This is a genomic window from Dietzia sp. E1 (assembly GCF_014145015.1).
Classification (GTDB): Bacteria; Actinomycetota; Actinomycetes; order Mycobacteriales; family Mycobacteriaceae; genus Dietzia; species Dietzia cinnamea_A.
Map to the genome: position 1 here is coordinate 1 of NZ_JAALDU010000260.1, position 17,226 is coordinate 17,226.

Genomic DNA, 17,226 nt, shown 5'->3' on the forward strand with positions numbered 1-17,226 from the left:
CACGGCCACGTCACCCGCCGACCTCGCGGCCCTCGCCTCGCTCGGCGCTGTCACCGCCCTCGGCATCCGCGACCGCCGGCCGGACCTCTACGAGATGGCCACAGCCGCGCGGCGGGCCGCCGAGCCCGCCCCGGCGCGAGCCCGCAGGACGAGGAGCCCACCCCGTGATCGAGACCCTCCGCGTCGTGATCGCGACGCTGCTCGACGTGATCGCCTGGCCCATCCTCCTCTACTTCCTGCTCATCAACTCCTCTTACCTGGTGCTCGTGATCGCCGCGGCCGTCGACTTCCGCGGAACGCGACGTCGTCGTCGTCACTCCGGTCGTGTCGAACGGCTCGGCAGCCACACGGCGCCGGGGGTCTCGGTCGTCGTCCCCGCCTACAACGAGGAGGCCGGCGTCGTCGAGGCCGCCAGGTCCCTGCTCGGCCTCCGGTACCACCGCCACGAGGTCATCGTCGTCAACGACGGGTCGTCCGACAACACCCTCCGCGTCCTCATCGAGGCGTTCGACCTGGTCCGCGCCGACCGCGAGGTGCCCTTCGAGATCCCCACCCGGCAGACCCCCCGCGGCATCTACGTCCCCCGCGACGGCTACACCCGCCTCACGGTCATCGACAAAGCCAACTCCGGCCGCTCCGACTCGATCAACGTCGGCATCAACGCCTCCGTCGAGGACCTCATCATCTGCGTCGACGGTGACTCCCTGCTCGACCCCGACGCCCTGCTCGTCGTCACCGAACCCTTCGCCGACGACCCGCTCCGCACGGCCGCTACCGGCGGCGTCGTCCGGGTCGTCAACGGGTGCACCATCCGCTCCGGACAGATCATCGACGTCCGGATGTCCCGCAACATCCTCGCCCAGATCCAGGCGCTCGAGTACCTGCGCTCGTTTTTCCTCGGCCGCTCCGGATGGTCCAAGCTCCGCGCCCTCATCCTCATCTCCGGGGCTTTCGGCTGCTTCCGCCGTGATCTGCTGGTGGAGGTCGGCGGCCTCGACCCCGATTCCATCGGAGAGGACTTCGAACTGGTCATGCGCATCCACCGCCTGTTGCGGGAACGCGACCAGGAGTACAGCGTCACCTTCGTGCCCGAGCCTGTGTGCTGGACCGAGGTGCCGGAAACGCTGCCGGTCCTTCGTAAGCAGCGCGCCCGCTGGCACCGGGGACTGTGGGAGACCCTCGTCAAACACCGCGTCATGTTCGGCAACCCCCGCTACGGGCGGGCCGGGGTCCTGGCCGTGCCCTACTACTGGGCCTTCGAACTGTTCGCCCCACTCATCGAGGCCGTCGGCCTGGTCCTCATGGTCCTCGGATTCGCGCTCGACCTGGTCAACCCCACCACGTTCTGGCTGTTCCTGGCGGTCGCCTACGGGTACGCGATCGTCGTGGCGTTGGCGGCCGCCGCCGTCGACGAGGTGTACTTCTCGCGCTACTACCGTTTCGGGAGTCTGCTCTCGCTCATCAGCTCGGCCGCCCTCGAGAACATCGGCTACCGCCAGCTCCACGTGGTGTGGCGACTGCACGGCTGGTGGCAGGCGCTCCGCGGGACCGAGCAGCACTGGGGCGTCATGACGCGCCGCGGCTTCACCACCGAGGAGGTGTCATGACCCAGCGCGAGGCGCTGGCCCCCGGGGTCTCCAGGATCCTGCGCGCCAGGAGCCGCCAGATGCTGATGCTCGTGGTGGTGGTGGCACTGCTGGGGCCGCTGATGCTGTTCCTCCAGTATCAACTCGCGCAGCGCACCAGCACCGTCTACACACCGGTCGTCGACACCACGAGCCGCCTGGTGATCAACATGCGGTGGGCCCAGTCCGATCTGCGGATGGACCGTGTCTACGCCGTGCCGGGGGCGGAGGACCGGCTGCGGGCGCTCAAGGACGAGTCCGGGCGGGCGCTCGCCGAGTTGGACCGGCTGGTCGGCGACGACACCGAGTTCGCACCCGCCCTGGCCAGGCTGACCGCCTCCTCCGCGAGCTGGTGGTCGTACGCCGACTCGATCGTGGGGATGGAGGAGGGGTACTCGGCCGCCGACGATCCGACCGCCCGCGCGCGATTCGTCAGCGCGCTGGCCGACTTCTCCGAGATGATCGCGTCCGCGGACTCTCTCCACACCCTCGCCAGCGACAAGCGCGTCGAGGTGCGCGTGCTGCGGACCCGGGTGCTGGTCGGCGGGTCGGCGGCGGCCTTCGCGATGACCCTCGTCGCCGCCCTCGCCATCGTCCGGGGAACCCGCCGGACCGCGGAGGAGATCGTCGACCCCATCGAGGAACTGGCCGCCGTGGCCCGGATCGACACGGTGGGCGGCCGGGGCACCCGGGCGCGCACCGACGACGGGCCGGCCGAGGTGCGCGCCCTGGCGGAGGCCTTCAACACCCTGCTCGACACGCGGGACGACTACGAGGCGGGACGCGAGGAGCAGCTCCGCAGGCTCGAGGAGCTGGACCGGCAGAAGGACGCCTTCGTCTCCACGGTCAGTCACGAGCTGCGCACTCCCCTGGCGTCGATCGTGGGCTACACGGAGATGCTCTGTGACGGCGACGGCGGGGAGCTCACGAGCGCGCAACACCGCCTGGTCGGGGTGGTCCAGCGCAACGCCGACCGCCTGCGCGGCCTCATCGAGGACCTGCTCATCCTCAGCCGCATCGAGGCACAGAACCTCGACATCGCCCACGAGCGGCTGAGCCTCGGCGAGGTGGTGGGGAACGTGACCGAGTCGCTGCAGCCCGCGGCCGACCGCGCGGGCCTGAGGTTCGTCGAGCAGGTCGAACCGGCGGAGGTCATCGGCGACGCCCTCCAGCTGGAGCGGGCCGTGACCAACCTCGTCAGCAACGCGATCAAGTTCACGCCCGAGGGCGGATCGGTCACCGTCGGCCTGACCGTCGACGAGCACGTCGCCACGGTCACGGTCGCCGACACGGGGATCGGCATCCCCGAGGCGGAACAGGAACACCTCGGCACCCGGTTCTTCCGGTCGAGCACCGCCCAGCACCGTTCGATCCCCGGCACCGGCCTGGGGGTGAGCATCGTGCAGGCGATCGCGGAGGCGCACGGCGGCGACCTCGACTTCGACTCGGTGGAGGACGAGGGCACCACGTTCCGGCTCACGGTCCCCCTGTGGAGCGCCGGCGCCGGGTCGGCCGCGCCCTGAGCCGGGCTACAACCCCAGACGCGTCCGCGCCCGCATCGCGCCGAGGTACGCCGAGGCGAGCCGCTTTTTGCCCCGGGTGAACGGCGGCACCATGAGCTGCGAGACGTCGGCGTCGAACGAGTGCAGCGCCACCGCCCGCTCGTGCGTGAACGTGCGGAACCCGTAGTGGCCGTGGTAGCCGCCCATGCCCGAGTTGCCGACGCCGCCGAAGGGGATGGCGGAGGAGGCCATCCCGATCCCGAAGTCGTTGCCGTAGATACTGCCGGAGCGGGTCCGGTCGGCGACCACCTCGAAGCGCTCGTTCTTCTCCCCGTACCAGTACAACACCAGCGGGCTGGGTCGGTCGGTGACGTACCGGATGGCGTCGTCGAGCGTGTCGTAGCCGAAGACGGTGAGGACCGGGCCGAACACCTCGTCGGAGTCGATCTCCATGTCCGGGGTGACGCCGGTGAGCAGGGTCGGCGCGATCTTGCGGGTCAGCGGGTCGGGGAGTCGCTCGGCCGCCGGCGCGGCATCGCGGCGGCGCGCGCCCTTGGCGACGGCGTCGTCGACGAGCCCGACGATCCGCTCGTAGTTCGAGTCGTTGACGATGGCGGTGTACTCGGGGTTGCCGACGATGGCCGGCAGGCTGGTGCGCCACTGGTCGAGGACCGTGTCGCAGAACGTGTCGAGCCTGTCGCGCGGGACGAACACGTAGTCGGGGCACATGCACACCTGACCGCCGTTGACCAGGCGGGCCGAGGCGATGCTGCGGGCGGCGCGGTCGATGTCGGCGCTCGTGTCGACGAGCACCGGGTTCTTACCGCCGAGTTCGAGTGTCACCGGGGTGAGGTTCCGCGCGGCGTCGGCGGCCACCGACTTGCCCACCGCCGGCGATCCGGTGAAGAACAGGTGGTCGAAGGCCAGGGCGGAGAAGTCCGAGCCGCGGCCGTGCTCCGGGCCGGCGACTGCGAGCTCGTCCACGGCGAAGTACTCGGGCGCGCGCCGGCACAGCACCTCGGTGGTGCGCGCGGTGACGGAGGACGGCCGCATCATCACCCGGTTGCCGGCGCCGAGGGCGGACCCGGCGGGGACGATCGTCAGGTACAGCGGGAAGTTCCAGGGCCCGATGATGCCGACGACGCCCTTGGGGTCGTGGCGCACCTGCTGCGTGAAGCCGACCGCCTCGAGCGCCCGCGAGACGCGGGTGGGCCTCATCCACTTGCGGACGTGGGCGCGCTGGTGGTCGAGGTCCGGGATGGAGGAGGCGATGTCGGTGAGGGTGGAGAACGTCTCCGGCCGGGAGCCGTAGTCCTCGCGCATCGCCTCCGTGAGCTCGGCGGCGTTGTCCAGGACGAGCTGCTTGAGCCGCTGGATCCTGTCGCGCCGGACCCCCGCGCCGGGCTGCGGGTCGGCGAGGAACGCCAGGCGCTGCCGCTCGAGGATCTGGGCGAGGGTGAGATCGCGGGCGGTGGGAGTGCTGGTCATCTGTCCAGCCTAGGGCCCGCCCCTGCCCAGACCTACTTCGCGTCCGCCCAGTACGGATCCTTGAGCGTGCGCTTCATCAGTTTCCCGTTGGCCTGGCGGGGCAGCTCGTCCACCACATCGATCGACCGCGGCATCTTGAACTTCGCCAGCCGACCGGACAGGTCCTCGAGGATGTGTGCCTTGAGCTCGTCGGACTCGGGGTAGCCCTCGGCCAGTTCGATGACGGCCTTGACCTCCTCACCCCAGTCCTTGTGCGGGATACCGAACACGGCGGCGTCGCGGACCGCCTCGTGGCGGGTCATCTCCGACTCGATCTCTGCCGGGTAGATGTTCACGCCGCCGGAGATGATCATGTCGTTCTTGCGGTCGCACAGGAACAGGTAGCCGTCTTCGTCCACGTAGCCGATGTCGCCCATGGTGAAGAGCTCGCCGACGTAGGTCTTCGCGGTCTTCTCGGCGTCCTGGTGGTACTCGAACTTCGACCCGTGCATCTGCAGGTACACATTGCCGATCTCGCCGGTGGGCAGCTCGTTGCCGTCGTCGTCGAGGATCTTCAGGGTGGTGGTATTCCACGGCCGCCCCACGCTGCCGGGCTTGCGCAGCCATTCCTCGCCGGTGATGGTGCACCCACCGCCCTCGGTCCCGGCGTAGTACTCGGTCAGGACCGGGCCCCACCAGTCGAGCATGGCCTGCTTGACGTGCTTGGGGCACGGCGCGGCGCCGTGGACGATCGTGCGCAGGCTGGACACGTCGTACTTCGCGCGCACATCCTCCGGCAGCTCCAGCAGCCGCGAGAACTGCGTCGGCACCATGTGCGACTGGGTGACGCCGTGGGCGTCGATGAGTCGCAGCATCTCCTCGGGCGTCCACTTGTCCATGAGCACCACGGCCTGGCCCAGATTGAGCGAGATGGTGACGAAGTTGAGCACGGCCGTGTGGTAGAGCGGCGAGCCACAGATGTGGACGTTGTCCGGCGCCTGGATGTCGAACCCGGCGAAGAAGTAGTAGTTGGGGACCGTTACCTGGTCGGGCGAGGCGCCGGTGAGCGGGCGGCGCACACCCTTGGGGCGTCCGGTGGTGCCGGAGGTGTAGAGCATCGGGGCGCCGAGGGTCCGGGACGACGGCAAGGGGTCCTCTCCCTGGGCGGGGGCGGTGAGCTCGGCCAGCGGACGGAACCCGGGGACGTCGCCGATCGCGTAGCAGCGGGCGGGGTCGAGCCCGGACTCCGCGGCGGCGGCGGTGGCGACGTCGCCGAACCGGGTGTCCGCGATGAACACGGTCGATCCCGAGTTCTCGAGGATGTACGCCACCTCGGGGCCGGTGAGGTGCCAGTTCGCCGGGGCCACGTACAGCCCGATCTCCATGGCCGCGTAGTACACCTGCAGGAACTCGATGCTGTTGGGGGCGAGCAGGACGATGCAGTCCCCGGTCTCCAGACCCAGGTCACGCAGCCCGCGCGCGTAGCCGTGGGCGGTGTCGGCGAGTTCCCCGTAGGTCACCGTGCGGCCGGACGCCTCGATCACCGCGGTGCGGCCCGGCTCGGCCTCGGCGATCCGGTAGACGCTGGTCACGTTCTCGCCGGTCCGCGGGTCGAGGACTCCGGCGTCGGACGGAACGGTGGGTGTGGGTGCGCTCATGCGGGCCATGGTAGAACGCGTTCTACGTATCCGACAGGGGTTTCCCGGCGCCGGTCACGCCCCCTCGGCGCCCCGGCCTAGTCGATGAGCTGCGCGATCTGCTCGACCTGCTCGACCGTGCGCGCGGTGACGACGAGCATCGTGATGCCGGCGGCCTCCCACTCCGCGACCTGCGACCGCACGGAGGCGAGGTCGCCGATGATCGCGGTGGCCTCGATCATCTCGTCGGGCACCGCGGCGGCGGCCTCGTCCTTGCGCCCGGAGCGGAACAGCTCGGTGATGCGGTCCACCTCGGCGTCGAAGCCCATGCGCCGCAGGGCCTCGGCGTGGAAGTTCTTGTCCTCGGCGCCCATCCCGCCGGCGTACAGCGCGGTGGTCGGCTTGTACGCGTCGAGGACGCCGCGCCGGTCGTCGGTGATGTGCAGCTGGCAGAGGAAGGCCACCTCGAAGTCCTCGCGGGTGCGGCGGGCGCCGGGCCGGGCGAAGCCCTCGTCGAGCCACGAGTTGAACTCGGACGCCGTCCGCGGGGACGCGAGGAAGCCCAGCCACCCGTCGGCGATCTCGGCGGCCAGCGCCACGTTCTTCGGGCCCTCGGCGCCCAGCCAGATGGGCACGTCCTCGCGCAGCGGGTGGACGATGGACTTGAGCGGCTTGCCGAACCCGGAGGCGTCGTCGCCCCGGTACGGCAGCGCGTAGGCGGGGCCGTCGGAGGTCACGGGCGCCTCGCGGGCCAGGACCTTGCGGATGATGTCGACGTACTCGCGGGTCCGGGCGAGCGGCCTGGCGAACGGCTGCCCGTACCAGCCCTCGACGACCTGCGGGCCGGAGACTCCCAGACCGAGCGCGAAGCGTCCGCCGGAGAGGTGGTCGAGGGTCATGGTGCTCATGGCGGTGGCCGTGGGCGTGCGGGCGGACAGCTGCACCACGGCGGTGGAGAGTCGGATGCGCTCGGTGAGCGACCCGTACCAGGCCAGCGGGGTGAACGCGTCCGATCCCCAGGCCTCCGCGGTGAAGACGGTGTCGAAGCCGGCCCTGTCCGCGGCCACCACGAGGTCGGCGTGATTGGCGGGCGGCTGCGCGCCCCAGTATCCGAGCTGCAAGGCGAATTTCATGGGCATCAGTGTGGCCCACGTCGCCGCGCCGCGGGTGCGCGCACGGGGAAAACGGGCGCGGGGAAACCCACACAGCGACCGGTGGAACGTGTTCTACTTGGCTCGTGACATCCAGAGAGATCGTTGTCGATATCACCCCGCCCTCGGAGCCCGTGCTCTCGGCCGGCCTCGCCCCGTCGTTCGACTACACCCGGTCCACCGGGCCGGTGCTGGGAGCGTTCTTCACGGGCCTGCGCGAGCGACGCCTCGTCGGTAACCGCGATTCCCGCGGGACCGTGCACGTGCCGCCGGTCGAGTACGACCCCCACACGCGGGCCGCCCTCACGGAGACGGTCGAGGTCGGCTCGGGTGACGGGATCGAAGGCCTCGTCGTCGCATGGTCCTGGGTCCCGTCCCCCACCGACGTCAACCCGCTCGACTCCCCGTTCGCCTGGGCGCTCGTGCGGTTCGACGGCGCGGACACCGCCATGCTCCTCCCCCTGGCCGCCGACGGCCCCGACGCGGTGAGCACCGGGATGCGCGTGCGCCTGCGGTGGTCCGCCGAGCGGACCGGGACCGTCCACGACATCGCGTGCGTGGTCCCGACCGACGCCGCGGGTGACACGGCCGGGACCGGTGACGACGACGAGGCCCCGCGGTCGCACGACGAGCCGGTCACCGGCGTGGTGACCCCGATCGGCCTGTCGGTCACCCACACGGCCGGACCCGCGGAGAGCGAGTTCCTCCGGGCGATCGTGCAGGGCCGGATGCTCGGGCGGCGCCGCTCCAACGGCCCCGAGGTCTACGTCCCGCCCCGCGACTACTGCCCGTCGGACGGCGTGGCGATGGGCGAGTACGTCGAGGTCTCCGACGTCGGCACCGTCACCACCTTCGGCATCGTCAACGTCCCGTTCGCGGGGCAGCAGATCAAGCCCCCGTACGTCACCGCGTACATCCTGCTCGACGGCTCGGACGTGCCCATCCAGCACCTCGTGCTGGGCTGCGAGGCCTCCGAGGTCCGTATGGGGATGCGCGTGCGCGCGGTCTGGAACCCGGAGGAGGAGCGACCGGCCTCGATGAAGGCGATCGCCCACTTCGAGCCGACCGGCGATCCCGACGCCGATCCCGCCACGTACTCCAAGCACCTGTAGAGGACACCACCCGTGACCCCCACCGCACCCCGGGACGTGGCCGTCGTCGGTTTCGCCCACGCCCGCCACACCGAGTCCACCTTCGGCACCACCAACGGCGTCGAGATGCTCGCGCCGGTCTTCGCCGAGTGCTACCGGCAGACCGGCCTCGACCGCACCGACATCGACTTCTGGTGCTCGGGCTCGTCGGACTACCTGGCCGGACGCGCCTTCTCCTTCATCTCCGCGGTCGACTCGATCGGGGCGTTCCCGCCGATCGCCGAGTCGCACGTCGAGATGGACGCCGCCTGGGCGTTCTTCGAGGCCTACCTCAAGATCGCCACCGGCCAGGCCGACACGGCCCTGGTCTACGGCTTCGGCAAGGCCTCGGCCAGCGCCGACCTCGACACCGCGCTGGCGCTGCAGCTCGACCCGTACACGGTCGCCCCGCTGTGGCCGGGCCGCCACCACGTCGCGGGTCTGCAGGCCCGCGCCGGCATCGACGCGGGCTGCTGGTCGGAGTCCGACATGGCCGCCGTCGCCGCCCGCGCGACCGGCCGTGAGGTCTCCGACCTGCTCGCCGAGCCGTACGTCGCCGACCCGCTGCGCCGCCACGACTGCCCACCGGTGACCGACGGTGCCGGCGCGATCATCCTCGCCTCCGGCGACCGGGCCCGCGAGCTGGTCGACACCCCGGCCTACGTCGCCGGCATCGAGCACATCGCCGACTCCGCCGAGTTCGGCGCCCGCGACCTCACGGACTCCCCGTCCGCGAGGGCCGCCGCCGTGCGCGCCACCGGCGCCTCCGGCGACCGGCCCGACCTGGGCGGCGTCACCGTCGCCGAGCTGCACACCCAGTACACACACCAGGAGCTCCTCCTGCGCGCGGCGCTGGGCATCTCCGACGACGTGGCCGTCACCCCGTCCGGCGGGTCGCTCGTCGCCGACCCGCTGTTCTCCGCCGGTCTCGAGCGCATCGGCTACGCCGCCCACAGCGTCTGGGAGGGCCGCGCCGAGCGCGCCCTCGCCCACGCGACCAGTGGTCACCTGCTGCAGCAGAACCTCATCTGCCTCCTGGAAGGACGCACCGCATGAGCGCCCCCGCCTCCGGAACCAGCTTCGACACCCACGGCTCCGGCCTGCCCGCCGCCGTCCTCGGCACCGGCCAGACCCACCACGTCGCCCGCCGCACCGACGTCTCCATGGCCGGTCTGTGCCGCGAGGCCATCGACGCCGCCATGGCCGACGCCGGGGTCGGCTGGGACGACATCGACGCGGTGATCGTCGGCAAGGCCCCCGACCTCTTCGAGGGCGTCATGATGCCCGAGCTCATGATGGCCGACGCCCTCGGCGCGGTCGGCAAGCCGCTCCTGCGCGTGCACACCGCCGGCTCCGTGGGCGGCTCCACGGCCGTCGTGGCCGCCTCGCACGTGCAGTCCGGCCGCTACCGCCGCGTCCTGGCCGTGGCGTGGGAGAAGCAGTCCGAATCCAACGCCATGTGGGCACTGAGTCTGCCCGTGCCGTTCACCGCGCCCGTCGGCGCCGGCGCCGGCGGCTACTTCGCCCCGCACGTACGCTCCTACATCCGGACAACGGGCGCCCCCGAGCACGTCGGCGCGATGGTGGCGGTCAAGGACCGGCTCAACGGATCGATCAACCCGTACGCTCACCTCAAGCAGCCCGACATCACGGTCGACAAGGTGCTCGCCGGGCAGATGCTGTGGGACCCGATCCGCTACGACGAGACCTGCCCGTCCTCCGACGGCGCGTGCGCGATCGTGATCGGCGACGCCGAGGCCGCCGAGGCCGTGGAGGCCTCCGGCCGGCAGGTCGCCTGGGTCCACGCCACCGCCCTGCGCACCGAGCCGGGCACCTTCTCCGGCCGCAACTACAAGAACCCGCAGGCCGGCCGCGACGCCGCCGCCGCGCTGTGGGCCGAGGCCGGGATCACCAACCCGGCCGAGGAGATCGACGCCGCCGAGATCTACGTCCCGTTCTCGTGGTTCGAGCCCATGTGGCTGGAGAACCTGGGCTTCTGCGCCGAGGGCGAGGGCTGGAAGATGGTCGAGTCCGGGGCCACCGCCCGCGACGGCTCGCTGCCCGTCAACCCGTCCGGCGGCGTGCTGTGCTCCAACCCCATCGGCGCCTCCGGCATGCTGCGCTTCGCCGAGGCCGCCCGCCAGGTGATGAACCGCGCCGACGACCACCAGATCCCCGGCGCCCGCAAGGCCCTCGGCCACGCGTACGGCGGCGGATCGCAGTACTTCTCCATGTGGGTCGTGGGAACGGAGCGCAAGGCGTGACCAACCCCTACCTGGATGAGACGGGTCAGTACCGGCCCCTGCAGATGAGTGACGCCGCGCTGGCGAGTCCCGCATACGCCGCCGCGCGCCGCTCGTGGGCCGCGACCAACGCCGGCGACCGTGACGCCTGGATCGCCGGATGGTCCCCCGAGGGCACCATCGAGGATCCCGTGGGTCCCTCGATGTTCGACGCCGAGGGCATCGGCCACACCGGCACCGAGCGGCTCCTGGAGTTCTGGGAGAAGGCCGTGGCCACCCCGGACCACATCGAGTTCCGCTTCGACCGCGGGATAGCCGCCGGAGACGAGCTGCTCTGCATCGGTACGATGCGGACCCATATGGGAGACAACATCATGGAGATCGACATCGCGGTGGACTACCGCGTCGACTCCGACGGTCGCCTGATCTCCCTCCGCGCGTTCTGGGAACAGGACGTCGCCATGGTCTCGGGACTGCGGCCACTCACTGATGACGACAGAGCGGCCATCGCCGGTGCCGCCAAGAAGGGCGAATGACATGAGCCGTGTAGCCGACGTGGAGTTCTCCGTTCCCGTCTCCTTCTCCCCCGTCGATCAGTACATCGACATCGCGCGTGGCGCCGAGGCCGCCGGCTTCGACCGGATCGTGCTGCCCGATTCGCTGTTCCATCCCCGCCGCCAGGACGAGGACTACCCGTACACGCCCGACGGCTCGCGCATGTGGGACGAGAACACCGAGTGGGTCGAACCGCTCATCGCCTCCGCCGCCATGGGCGGGGCCACCTCGACCATCCGGTTCTGCCCGCAGGTGCTCAAGGTCGGCCCGCGCAATCCGCTGCTGCTCACGCGGCAGGTGGCCTCCGTCGCGCTGATGACCGGGAACCGCCTGGACCTGGGCGTCGGCATCGGCTGGGACCCCAACGAGTTCGAGTGGTGCGGCGCGCCGTTCAAGGGCCGCGGCAAGCGTGTCGACGAGTCGCTGGCGATCATGCGCGAGGGCCTGCGCGGCGAGTGGATGGAGTTCCACGGGAAGCACTTCGACTTCGACGAGCTCATCTTCACGCCGGCCCCGTCCGAGCAGGTGCCGTTCTACGTCGGTGGGCACACGGAGATCGCGCTCAAGCGGGCGGCGCGCGTGGGCCAGGGCTGGACCAGCGCCATGATGAAATTCGACGAGATCGTGGCCACGGTGACGCGGCTGGGCGAACTCCTCGAGGCCGACGGGCGCTCGCTCGCCGACCGCGGCGACGGCAAGCCCTTCGCCATCCAGGTGGTCTGCCTGGACCGCTTCGGCTCGAAGGGCTTCGCCGAGCTGGCGGAGGCCGGGGTCACCGACATCATCGTGCTGCCGTGGATGATCGAGGGCCTCGGCTACGACGCCACGGCCGAGCAGAAGATCGAGTCGCTCCACCGCTTCGGCGAGAAGTACGGCCTCACCGGCTGACACCCGGCCCCCGGCCCCCCGGCCCCCGGCGCCGCTCAGCCCGGCACGTGCGCGGCGATGTCCTCCAGGCACGCCAGGAGTTCACGGTGCGTGTCGTCGGTCGCCTCGAGGTGCATGAGGTGGCCCGCGGGCGAGCTGATCGCACGCACCATGCGCACGTCGTCGTGGTACCGCCCGAGCTTGGACAGCGGGTCCCGCCCGTGGAAGCCCTCGAGGTCGGGGTCGTGCTCGGAGTAGAGGAAGTAATACGGCACGGGATTGGTCTGCCGCTCGAACTCCTTGCGCGCGTGCCAGCTCACGTCCATCGCGCGGTACCACTGCAGCGGGCCGGCGAACCCGGTGCGCGTGTACTCCGCCTCGTAGATGTCCATCTCCTCGACTGACAGCCACGGCCACGGCAGAGGCGGCGCCTCGGGGAGCGCCTCGAGGTACGTCGAGCCCGGCGGGTGCTGCCACACGTCGAGGTAGTGGTAGTCGGCTGACAGGGCCCAGAAGACCCGGGTGAGGAACTCCCGCTCGTGGCCCGCGAGGTCGGCCTCGGCGACGCCGGGTTGCGCGAAGTAGTGCAGGTGCAAGAAGTGCTTGGCGGCCATCAACGCCGAGCCCTTGAGGGGCGGCACCGATCCGGCGGTGCTCATGAACGGGTTCTCCATGCCGATCACCGCGCGGACCCGGCCGGGCTTGAGGTGGCAGGTGTCGTAGGCGACCCCGGCGCCGAAGTCGAAGCCGACCAGCACCACCCGGTCGGCGCCCTCGGCGTCGCAGACGGCCGCGACGTCGTCGACGACCTCCCTCGGCGCGTACGCCTCCACGTCCGCGGGGGCGTCGGATGCGCCCATCCCCCGCAGGTCGGGGGCGATCACCCGCCATCCCGCGGCGGCCAGGACGGGGATGAGGCGGTGCCAGGTGAACCAGAAGTGCGGGAACCCGTGCAGCAGCACCACGGTCCCGGGTCCGTCGCCGGCGGGTGCGCCCGCGGGCGCGGGCTCGGCGACCACGTAGTGCAGTCGGACGCCGTCGCGGTCGAGGTGGCGATGGTCGAGCATGGGTTCACCTTGCCTGGTCGGGCGGGGGCGGTCTCGGATTTAGAGTGATCGGTCGCGGTCCCGCACGGTCCGACGCGGTGCGATCTGCGGCCGGCAACGAGGAGGGCATCCCCAGAAACACGTCAGCCCCGGCCCGGCCTTCGAGAACAGGCGGGACCGGGGCTGCTCGGCCACGGCCGGGTGGGTGGCCGCGGGTGCAGTGTCAGTTCAGTGCATGACCGGGCACTTGAAGTCGACCTTCCAGTCCTGGATGGCGTTGAGCCAGCCGGAGCGCAGGCGGGTCGAGTCGCCCATCGAGGTGATGTCGGGCATGTGATCGGCGATCGCGTTGAAGATCAGTTCGATCTGTAGCTTCGCGAGGTTCGCGCCGATGCAGTAGTGCGGGCCGTTGCCACCGAACGTCAGGTGCGGGTTGGGGTCCCGCTTGATGTTGAAGGTGAACGGGTCCTCGAAGACGTCCTCGTCGAAGTTCGCCGAGCCGTACATAATCGCCGCGCGGTCACCCTTCTTCATGGTGACACCGCCGATCTCGACGTCCTCGGTGGCGGTGCGCTGGAATGAACTGATCGGCGAGGCCCACCGCAGGATCTCGTCGTAGGTCGTCTCGGGACGCTCGGCCTTGAACAGTTCCCACTGGTCCGGGTTGTCCAGGAATGCGATCATGCCGTGGGTGGTGGCGTTGCGGGTGGTCTCGTTGCCGGCGACGGCCAGGAGCACCACGAACCAACCGAATTCGTCCGAGGTGAGCTTCTCGCCGTCGAGATCGGCCTGGATGAGCTTGGTGACCAGGTCGTCGCGGGGGTCGGTCTCCCGCTTGGTGGCCAGTTCCATGGCGTAGCTGAGCACCTGCGCGTTGGCCAGCTGCGAGGCCTCGGCCTTGCCGGGGACGTCGTAGCTGGTCATCTGGTTGGACCACTCGAAGATCTGGTGCCGGTCCTCCAGGGGGATGCCGATGAGCTCGGCGATCGCCTGCAGGGGCAGCTCGGAGGCGACCTCGATCACGAAGTCACCGGCGCCCTTCGCCGCGGCGTTCTGGACGATGGTCCGCGCCTTCTCGGCGAGGTGGTCGCGCAGCTTCTCGATGTTGCGCGGCGTGAAGCCCTTCGAGATGATCCGCCGGTACTTCTTGTGCTCCTCGCCGTCCTGGTTGATGAACAGCAGGCGGGTGAGCTCGACGATCTCGCGCTCGGTCCCGGGGGCGAACCGCGGGATCGCGGTGTTCTCCCAGGTCGAAAAGACCTCATTGGTCCGGCGGGAGATCTCCTTGACGTCCTCGTGCTTGGTGACGACCCAGTAGCCGTCGTCGTCGAACCCGTCGATCCCGGGCTCCTTCTTGCACCACCAGATCGGCTCCGTGCGGCGCAAGTGAGCCCACTCGGGATGCGGTAGGCGCTTCTCGTAGAGCTCCGGATCCGTGAAGTCGAACCCCTCGGGAATGGTGACTGGCTGCACTGGCACTCCTTGACCACGTCTGGTTGCGTCGCGCGCTCGTCCACAGCACCGGGGCTGATGTCCCTCCCCCGGCTGTAATCTAGAACACGTTACAGGCACCATACTGGAACGCGTTCGCTCGTGGGTCTCCGTTCTTTCGCGCCCCTCACGGACGCCGCGCGGGCTGGACGCGCCGCCGCAATGGCGTAAACTAGAACTCGTTCTAACCCTGCTTCAGAAGGAGCGCCCCCTCATGGGAAACCCCGTCATCGTCGAGGCCGTCCGGACCCCGATCGGCAAAGCTCGCGGCGCCCTGTCGGGCCTGCACCCCGCACACCTGCTGGGCGCCTCCCAGAAAGAGGTGATCCGCCGGGCCGGCATCGACGCCTCGCTGGTCGAGCAGGTCGTCGGTGGATGTGTGACGCAGGCCGGAGCCCAGGGCAACAACGTCACCCGCGGCGCGTGGTTGGCGTCCGGCCTGCCCTGGCAGACGGCATGCACGACCATCGACTGCCAGTGCTCGTCCGCCCAGCAGGCCAACCACTTCATCGCCAACCTCATCCATGCCGGTGCGATGGACGTCGGCATCGCCTGTGGCGTGGAGTCGATGAGCTGGTTGTCGCTGCGCGCTGCGGTGGGCAACGGCGAGAACGGCATGCCGCGGCCCGACGACTGGGAGATCGACCTGCCGGACCAGTTCACCGCCGCCGACCGCATCGCCAAGCGCCGCGGGCTGAGCCGGGCCGACCTCGAGGAGCTGGGCGTCCGGTCCCAGGCCAACGCGAAGCGCGCGTGGGAGGAGGGCCGTTTCGATCGTGAGACCTTCGCCGTCGACGCCCCCGAGCGCCTCAAGGACGGCACCTACACCGGCGAGACGGTGACCGTCACCCGCGACCAGGGACTGCGCGACACCACCGCCGAGGCCCTCGCCGGCCTCAAGCCCGTCATCGAGGGGGGAATGCACACGGCCGGCACCTCCAGCCAGATGTCCGACGGCTCGGCGGCGGTCCTGCTCATGGACGAGGACGTGGCGAAGGCGCACGGACTCAAGCCCCGCGCCCGGATCGTCCACCAGGCGCTCGTCGGCGGCGAGCCGGAGTACCACCTCGACGGGCCGGTCCAGGCCACGCAGCGCGTGCTCGACCGTTCCGGGATGTCGATCGCCGACTTCGATCTCTTCGAATGCAACGAGGCGTTCGCCTCCGTGCTCCTAAGCTGGGCGCAGGTGCACGGGCCCGACATGGACAAGGTCAACGTCAACGGCGGTGCGATCGCGATCGGCCACCCCGTCGGCAGCACCGGGTCGCGGCTCATCACCACTGCCCTGCACGAGCTCGAGCGCACGGACGGCGAACGCGCCCTCATCACGATGTGCGCGGGCGGCGCCCAGGCGTCGGCGAGCATCATCGAGAGGATCTGACATGAGCGACGTCATCGAGATGGCGGCGAGCCGGCGGCGGGAGATCTTCGCCGCGGTCTCGTCGGCCGACGGCCCCGAGGACGCGGTGGGGGCGGTCGCGAGCCTGTTGTCCGTGTCCGCCGACGAGGCGCGACAGGTACTCAAGGCCCCTCTCGAGGCGTTCACCGGTTCCGCGACCGGCGCGCCCTCGGGGGACGTGGGGCAGGGTTTCGCGCTCCGCCCGTTCACCGAGTCCGAGGACCACACCGCGCTCTATCACTCCCGCTCGTCGGACGAAACGTCCGCGACCGGCGGCGCCTGGGACCGCGAGAAGACAGAGCAGGAGCTCCGGGACGGCCTCGACCGCATCGAGGCCGAGTCCGCGATGTGGTTCGTCGCCGTCGACACCGCACGCGACGCGCTGGTCGGCCTCGTCTTCGGCGAGCAGATCGAGGACGGCGACGTGGACGTGGCGATCTGGATCCGCCCCGAGGAGCGCAAGAAGGGCTACGGGATGGCCTCCCTCAAGGAGAGCCGCCGCGAGCTCGCCGCGTTCTTCCCGGGCAAGCACGTGATCGTCCGCGCCCCCCTGCCCGGTAGCCGGTGAGCGGCACCGATCCGCGGCCCGAGACGGGCGTCGACGACCCACGGCGTGGTGCGCCGTGGGTCGTCGGCGTCATCAAGGTGATGTCGCGGGTCAACACGTGGGCGTACCGCGTTTCCGGCGGACGGCTCGGCGGATCGTGGCGGGTGGGCTCGGCGCTCCGGACCCCGGTACCCGTGTGCCTGCTCACGACCACGGGCCGCAAGTCCGGGGAGCCGCGGACCGTCCCACTACTCCACTTCCCCGACGGCGACCGGGTCCTCCTGGTCGCCTCGCAGGGCGGGCTGCCCAAGCACCCGCAGTGGTACCTCAACGTGCTCGCGGACCCGGCCGTCACCGTCCAGGTGGGACGCCGCCGTCGCTCGATGACGGCGAGGGAGGCCACCCCCGCCGAACGGGCCGAGCTCTGGCCGAAGCTCGTCGAGCGTTACGCGGACTTCGCCGACTACCAGGCCAACACGAGCCGGGTCATCCCGGTCATCATCTGCGAACCCACCCTCTGATCGTTCGTCCCCACCGGCGGCCGGGCCTCTCCTCGAGAGGCCCGG

The 17,226-nt window shown here is 70.5% G+C and carries 15 protein-coding genes; 10 read left to right on the forward strand and 5 right to left on the reverse strand.

The genetic code is table 11. The annotated features are described in order from the left end of the window. Positions 1-164: 164 nt before the first annotated feature. Entirely contained in the window at positions 165-1,607 is a 1,443-nt protein-coding gene (locus tag G6030_RS09375; protein WP_182642951.1) for a glycosyltransferase, read from the forward strand. After that, the gene (locus tag G6030_RS09380) at positions 1,604-3,148 is read left to right on the forward strand and encodes a HAMP domain-containing sensor histidine kinase (protein ID WP_182642952.1); all 1,545 of its coding nucleotides are present in this window, start codon (positions 1,604-1,606) and stop codon (positions 3,146-3,148) included. Before G6030_RS09375 ends, G6030_RS09380 begins: the two co-directional genes overlap by 4 nt. Positions 3,149-3,154: 6 nt before the next feature. Here the strand turns inward: G6030_RS09380 and G6030_RS09385 are convergent, their stop codons facing one another. The 3 genes from G6030_RS09385 to G6030_RS09395 all read right to left on the reverse strand — a co-directional run bounded on the left by G6030_RS09385 (position 3,155) and on the right by G6030_RS09395 (position 7,364). Beyond that, complete coding sequence (locus G6030_RS09385; protein ID WP_182642953.1) at positions 3,155-4,615, reverse strand: aldehyde dehydrogenase family protein; 1,461 nt, start codon at positions 4,613-4,615, stop codon at positions 3,155-3,157. 32 nt (positions 4,616-4,647) lie between these two features. Next, positions 4,648-6,252 (reverse strand): acyl-CoA synthetase, encoded by a 1,605-nt coding sequence (locus G6030_RS09390; RefSeq protein ID WP_182642954.1) that lies wholly within the window; start codon positions 6,250-6,252, stop codon positions 4,648-4,650. Positions 6,253-6,329: 77 nt separating this feature from the next. Next, entirely contained in the window at positions 6,330-7,364 is a 1,035-nt protein-coding gene (locus G6030_RS09395) for an LLM class F420-dependent oxidoreductase (RefSeq protein ID WP_182642955.1), read from the reverse strand. A 104-nt stretch (positions 7,365-7,468) separates the two neighbouring features. Between G6030_RS09395 and G6030_RS09400 the strand changes: the two genes are divergently transcribed. Genes G6030_RS09400 through G6030_RS09420 form a run of 5 tightly spaced genes read left to right on the forward strand, consistent with a single transcriptional unit; the run spans position 7,469 to position 12,198 of the window. Then, on the forward strand, positions 7,469-8,494 hold the full coding sequence (locus tag G6030_RS09400) for an OB-fold domain-containing protein (protein ID WP_347238623.1): 1,026 nt from the start codon (positions 7,469-7,471) through the stop codon (positions 8,492-8,494). A 12-nt stretch (positions 8,495-8,506) separates the two neighbouring features. Beyond that, the gene (locus G6030_RS09405; protein ID WP_182642956.1) at positions 8,507-9,568 is read left to right on the forward strand and encodes a thiolase domain-containing protein; all 1,062 of its coding nucleotides are present in this window, start codon (positions 8,507-8,509) and stop codon (positions 9,566-9,568) included. Next, on the forward strand, positions 9,565-10,776 hold the full coding sequence (locus tag G6030_RS09410) for a thiolase domain-containing protein (RefSeq protein ID WP_182642957.1): 1,212 nt from the start codon (positions 9,565-9,567) through the stop codon (positions 10,774-10,776). The genes G6030_RS09405 and G6030_RS09410 overlap by 4 nt, the downstream gene beginning before the upstream one ends. After that, positions 10,773-11,291 (forward strand): nuclear transport factor 2 family protein, encoded by a 519-nt coding sequence (locus tag G6030_RS09415; protein WP_182642958.1) that lies wholly within the window; start codon positions 10,773-10,775, stop codon positions 11,289-11,291. Before G6030_RS09410 ends, G6030_RS09415 begins: the two co-directional genes overlap by 4 nt. Position 11,292: 1 nt before the next feature. After that, positions 11,293-12,198: a TIGR03619 family F420-dependent LLM class oxidoreductase gene (locus tag G6030_RS09420; protein WP_182642959.1), complete on the forward strand. Its 906-nt coding sequence runs from the start codon at positions 11,293-11,295 to the stop codon at positions 12,196-12,198. A gap of 35 nt (positions 12,199-12,233) precedes the next feature. On the opposite strand, the gene G6030_RS09425 is transcribed toward G6030_RS09420, so the two are convergent. After that, on the reverse strand, positions 12,234-13,244 hold the full coding sequence (locus tag G6030_RS09425; protein ID WP_182642960.1) for an alpha/beta fold hydrolase: 1,011 nt from the start codon (positions 13,242-13,244) through the stop codon (positions 12,234-12,236). Between the two features lie 207 nt (positions 13,245-13,451). Then, entirely contained in the window at positions 13,452-14,696 is a 1,245-nt protein-coding gene (locus G6030_RS09430; RefSeq protein ID WP_063972964.1) for a cytochrome P450, read from the reverse strand. Between the two features lie 232 nt (positions 14,697-14,928). On the opposite strand from G6030_RS09430, the gene G6030_RS09435 reads away from it, so the two are divergent. The 3 genes from G6030_RS09435 to G6030_RS09445 all read left to right on the forward strand — a co-directional run bounded on the left by G6030_RS09435 (position 14,929) and on the right by G6030_RS09445 (position 17,181). Beyond that, complete coding sequence (locus G6030_RS09435; protein WP_182642962.1) at positions 14,929-16,095, forward strand: steroid 3-ketoacyl-CoA thiolase; 1,167 nt, start codon at positions 14,929-14,931, stop codon at positions 16,093-16,095. A 1-nt stretch (position 16,096) separates the two neighbouring features. Next, positions 16,097-16,681, forward strand: coding sequence for a GNAT family N-acetyltransferase (locus tag G6030_RS09440; RefSeq protein WP_182642963.1), 585 nt, complete (start codon positions 16,097-16,099; stop codon positions 16,679-16,681). A 71-nt stretch (positions 16,682-16,752) separates the two neighbouring features. Then, positions 16,753-17,181 carry a nitroreductase family deazaflavin-dependent oxidoreductase gene (locus G6030_RS09445; RefSeq protein ID WP_347238624.1) on the forward strand — a complete coding sequence of 143 codons (429 nt, stop codon included), beginning with the start codon at positions 16,753-16,755 and terminating at the stop codon, positions 17,179-17,181. Positions 17,182-17,226: the final 45 nt, after the last annotated feature.

What these genes read in the sequence shown, in the direction of transcription:
- G6030_RS09380 (WP_182642952.1), top strand. Translation starts at nt 1,604, where the DNA reads ATGACCCAGCGCGAGGCGCTGGCCCCCGGGGTCTCCAGGATCCTGCGC.
- G6030_RS09385 (WP_182642953.1), bottom strand. Translation starts at nt 4,615, where the DNA reads ATGACCAGCACTCCCACCGCCCGCGATCTCACCCTCGCCCAGATCCTC.
- G6030_RS09390 (WP_182642954.1), bottom strand. Translation starts at nt 6,252, where the DNA reads ATGAGCGCACCCACACCCACCGTTCCGTCCGACGCCGGAGTCCTCGAC.
- G6030_RS09395 (WP_182642955.1), bottom strand. Translation starts at nt 7,364, where the DNA reads ATGAAATTCGCCTTGCAGCTCGGATACTGGGGCGCGCAGCCGCCCGCC.
- G6030_RS09410 (WP_182642957.1), top strand. Translation starts at nt 9,565, where the DNA reads ATGAGCGCCCCCGCCTCCGGAACCAGCTTCGACACCCACGGCTCCGGC.
- G6030_RS09420 (WP_182642959.1), top strand. Translation starts at nt 11,293, where the DNA reads ATGAGCCGTGTAGCCGACGTGGAGTTCTCCGTTCCCGTCTCCTTCTCC.
- G6030_RS09425 (WP_182642960.1), bottom strand. Translation starts at nt 13,244, where the DNA reads ATGCTCGACCATCGCCACCTCGACCGCGACGGCGTCCGACTGCACTAC.
- G6030_RS09435 (WP_182642962.1), top strand. Translation starts at nt 14,929, where the DNA reads ATGGGAAACCCCGTCATCGTCGAGGCCGTCCGGACCCCGATCGGCAAA.
- G6030_RS09440 (WP_182642963.1), top strand. Translation starts at nt 16,097, where the DNA reads ATGAGCGACGTCATCGAGATGGCGGCGAGCCGGCGGCGGGAGATCTTC.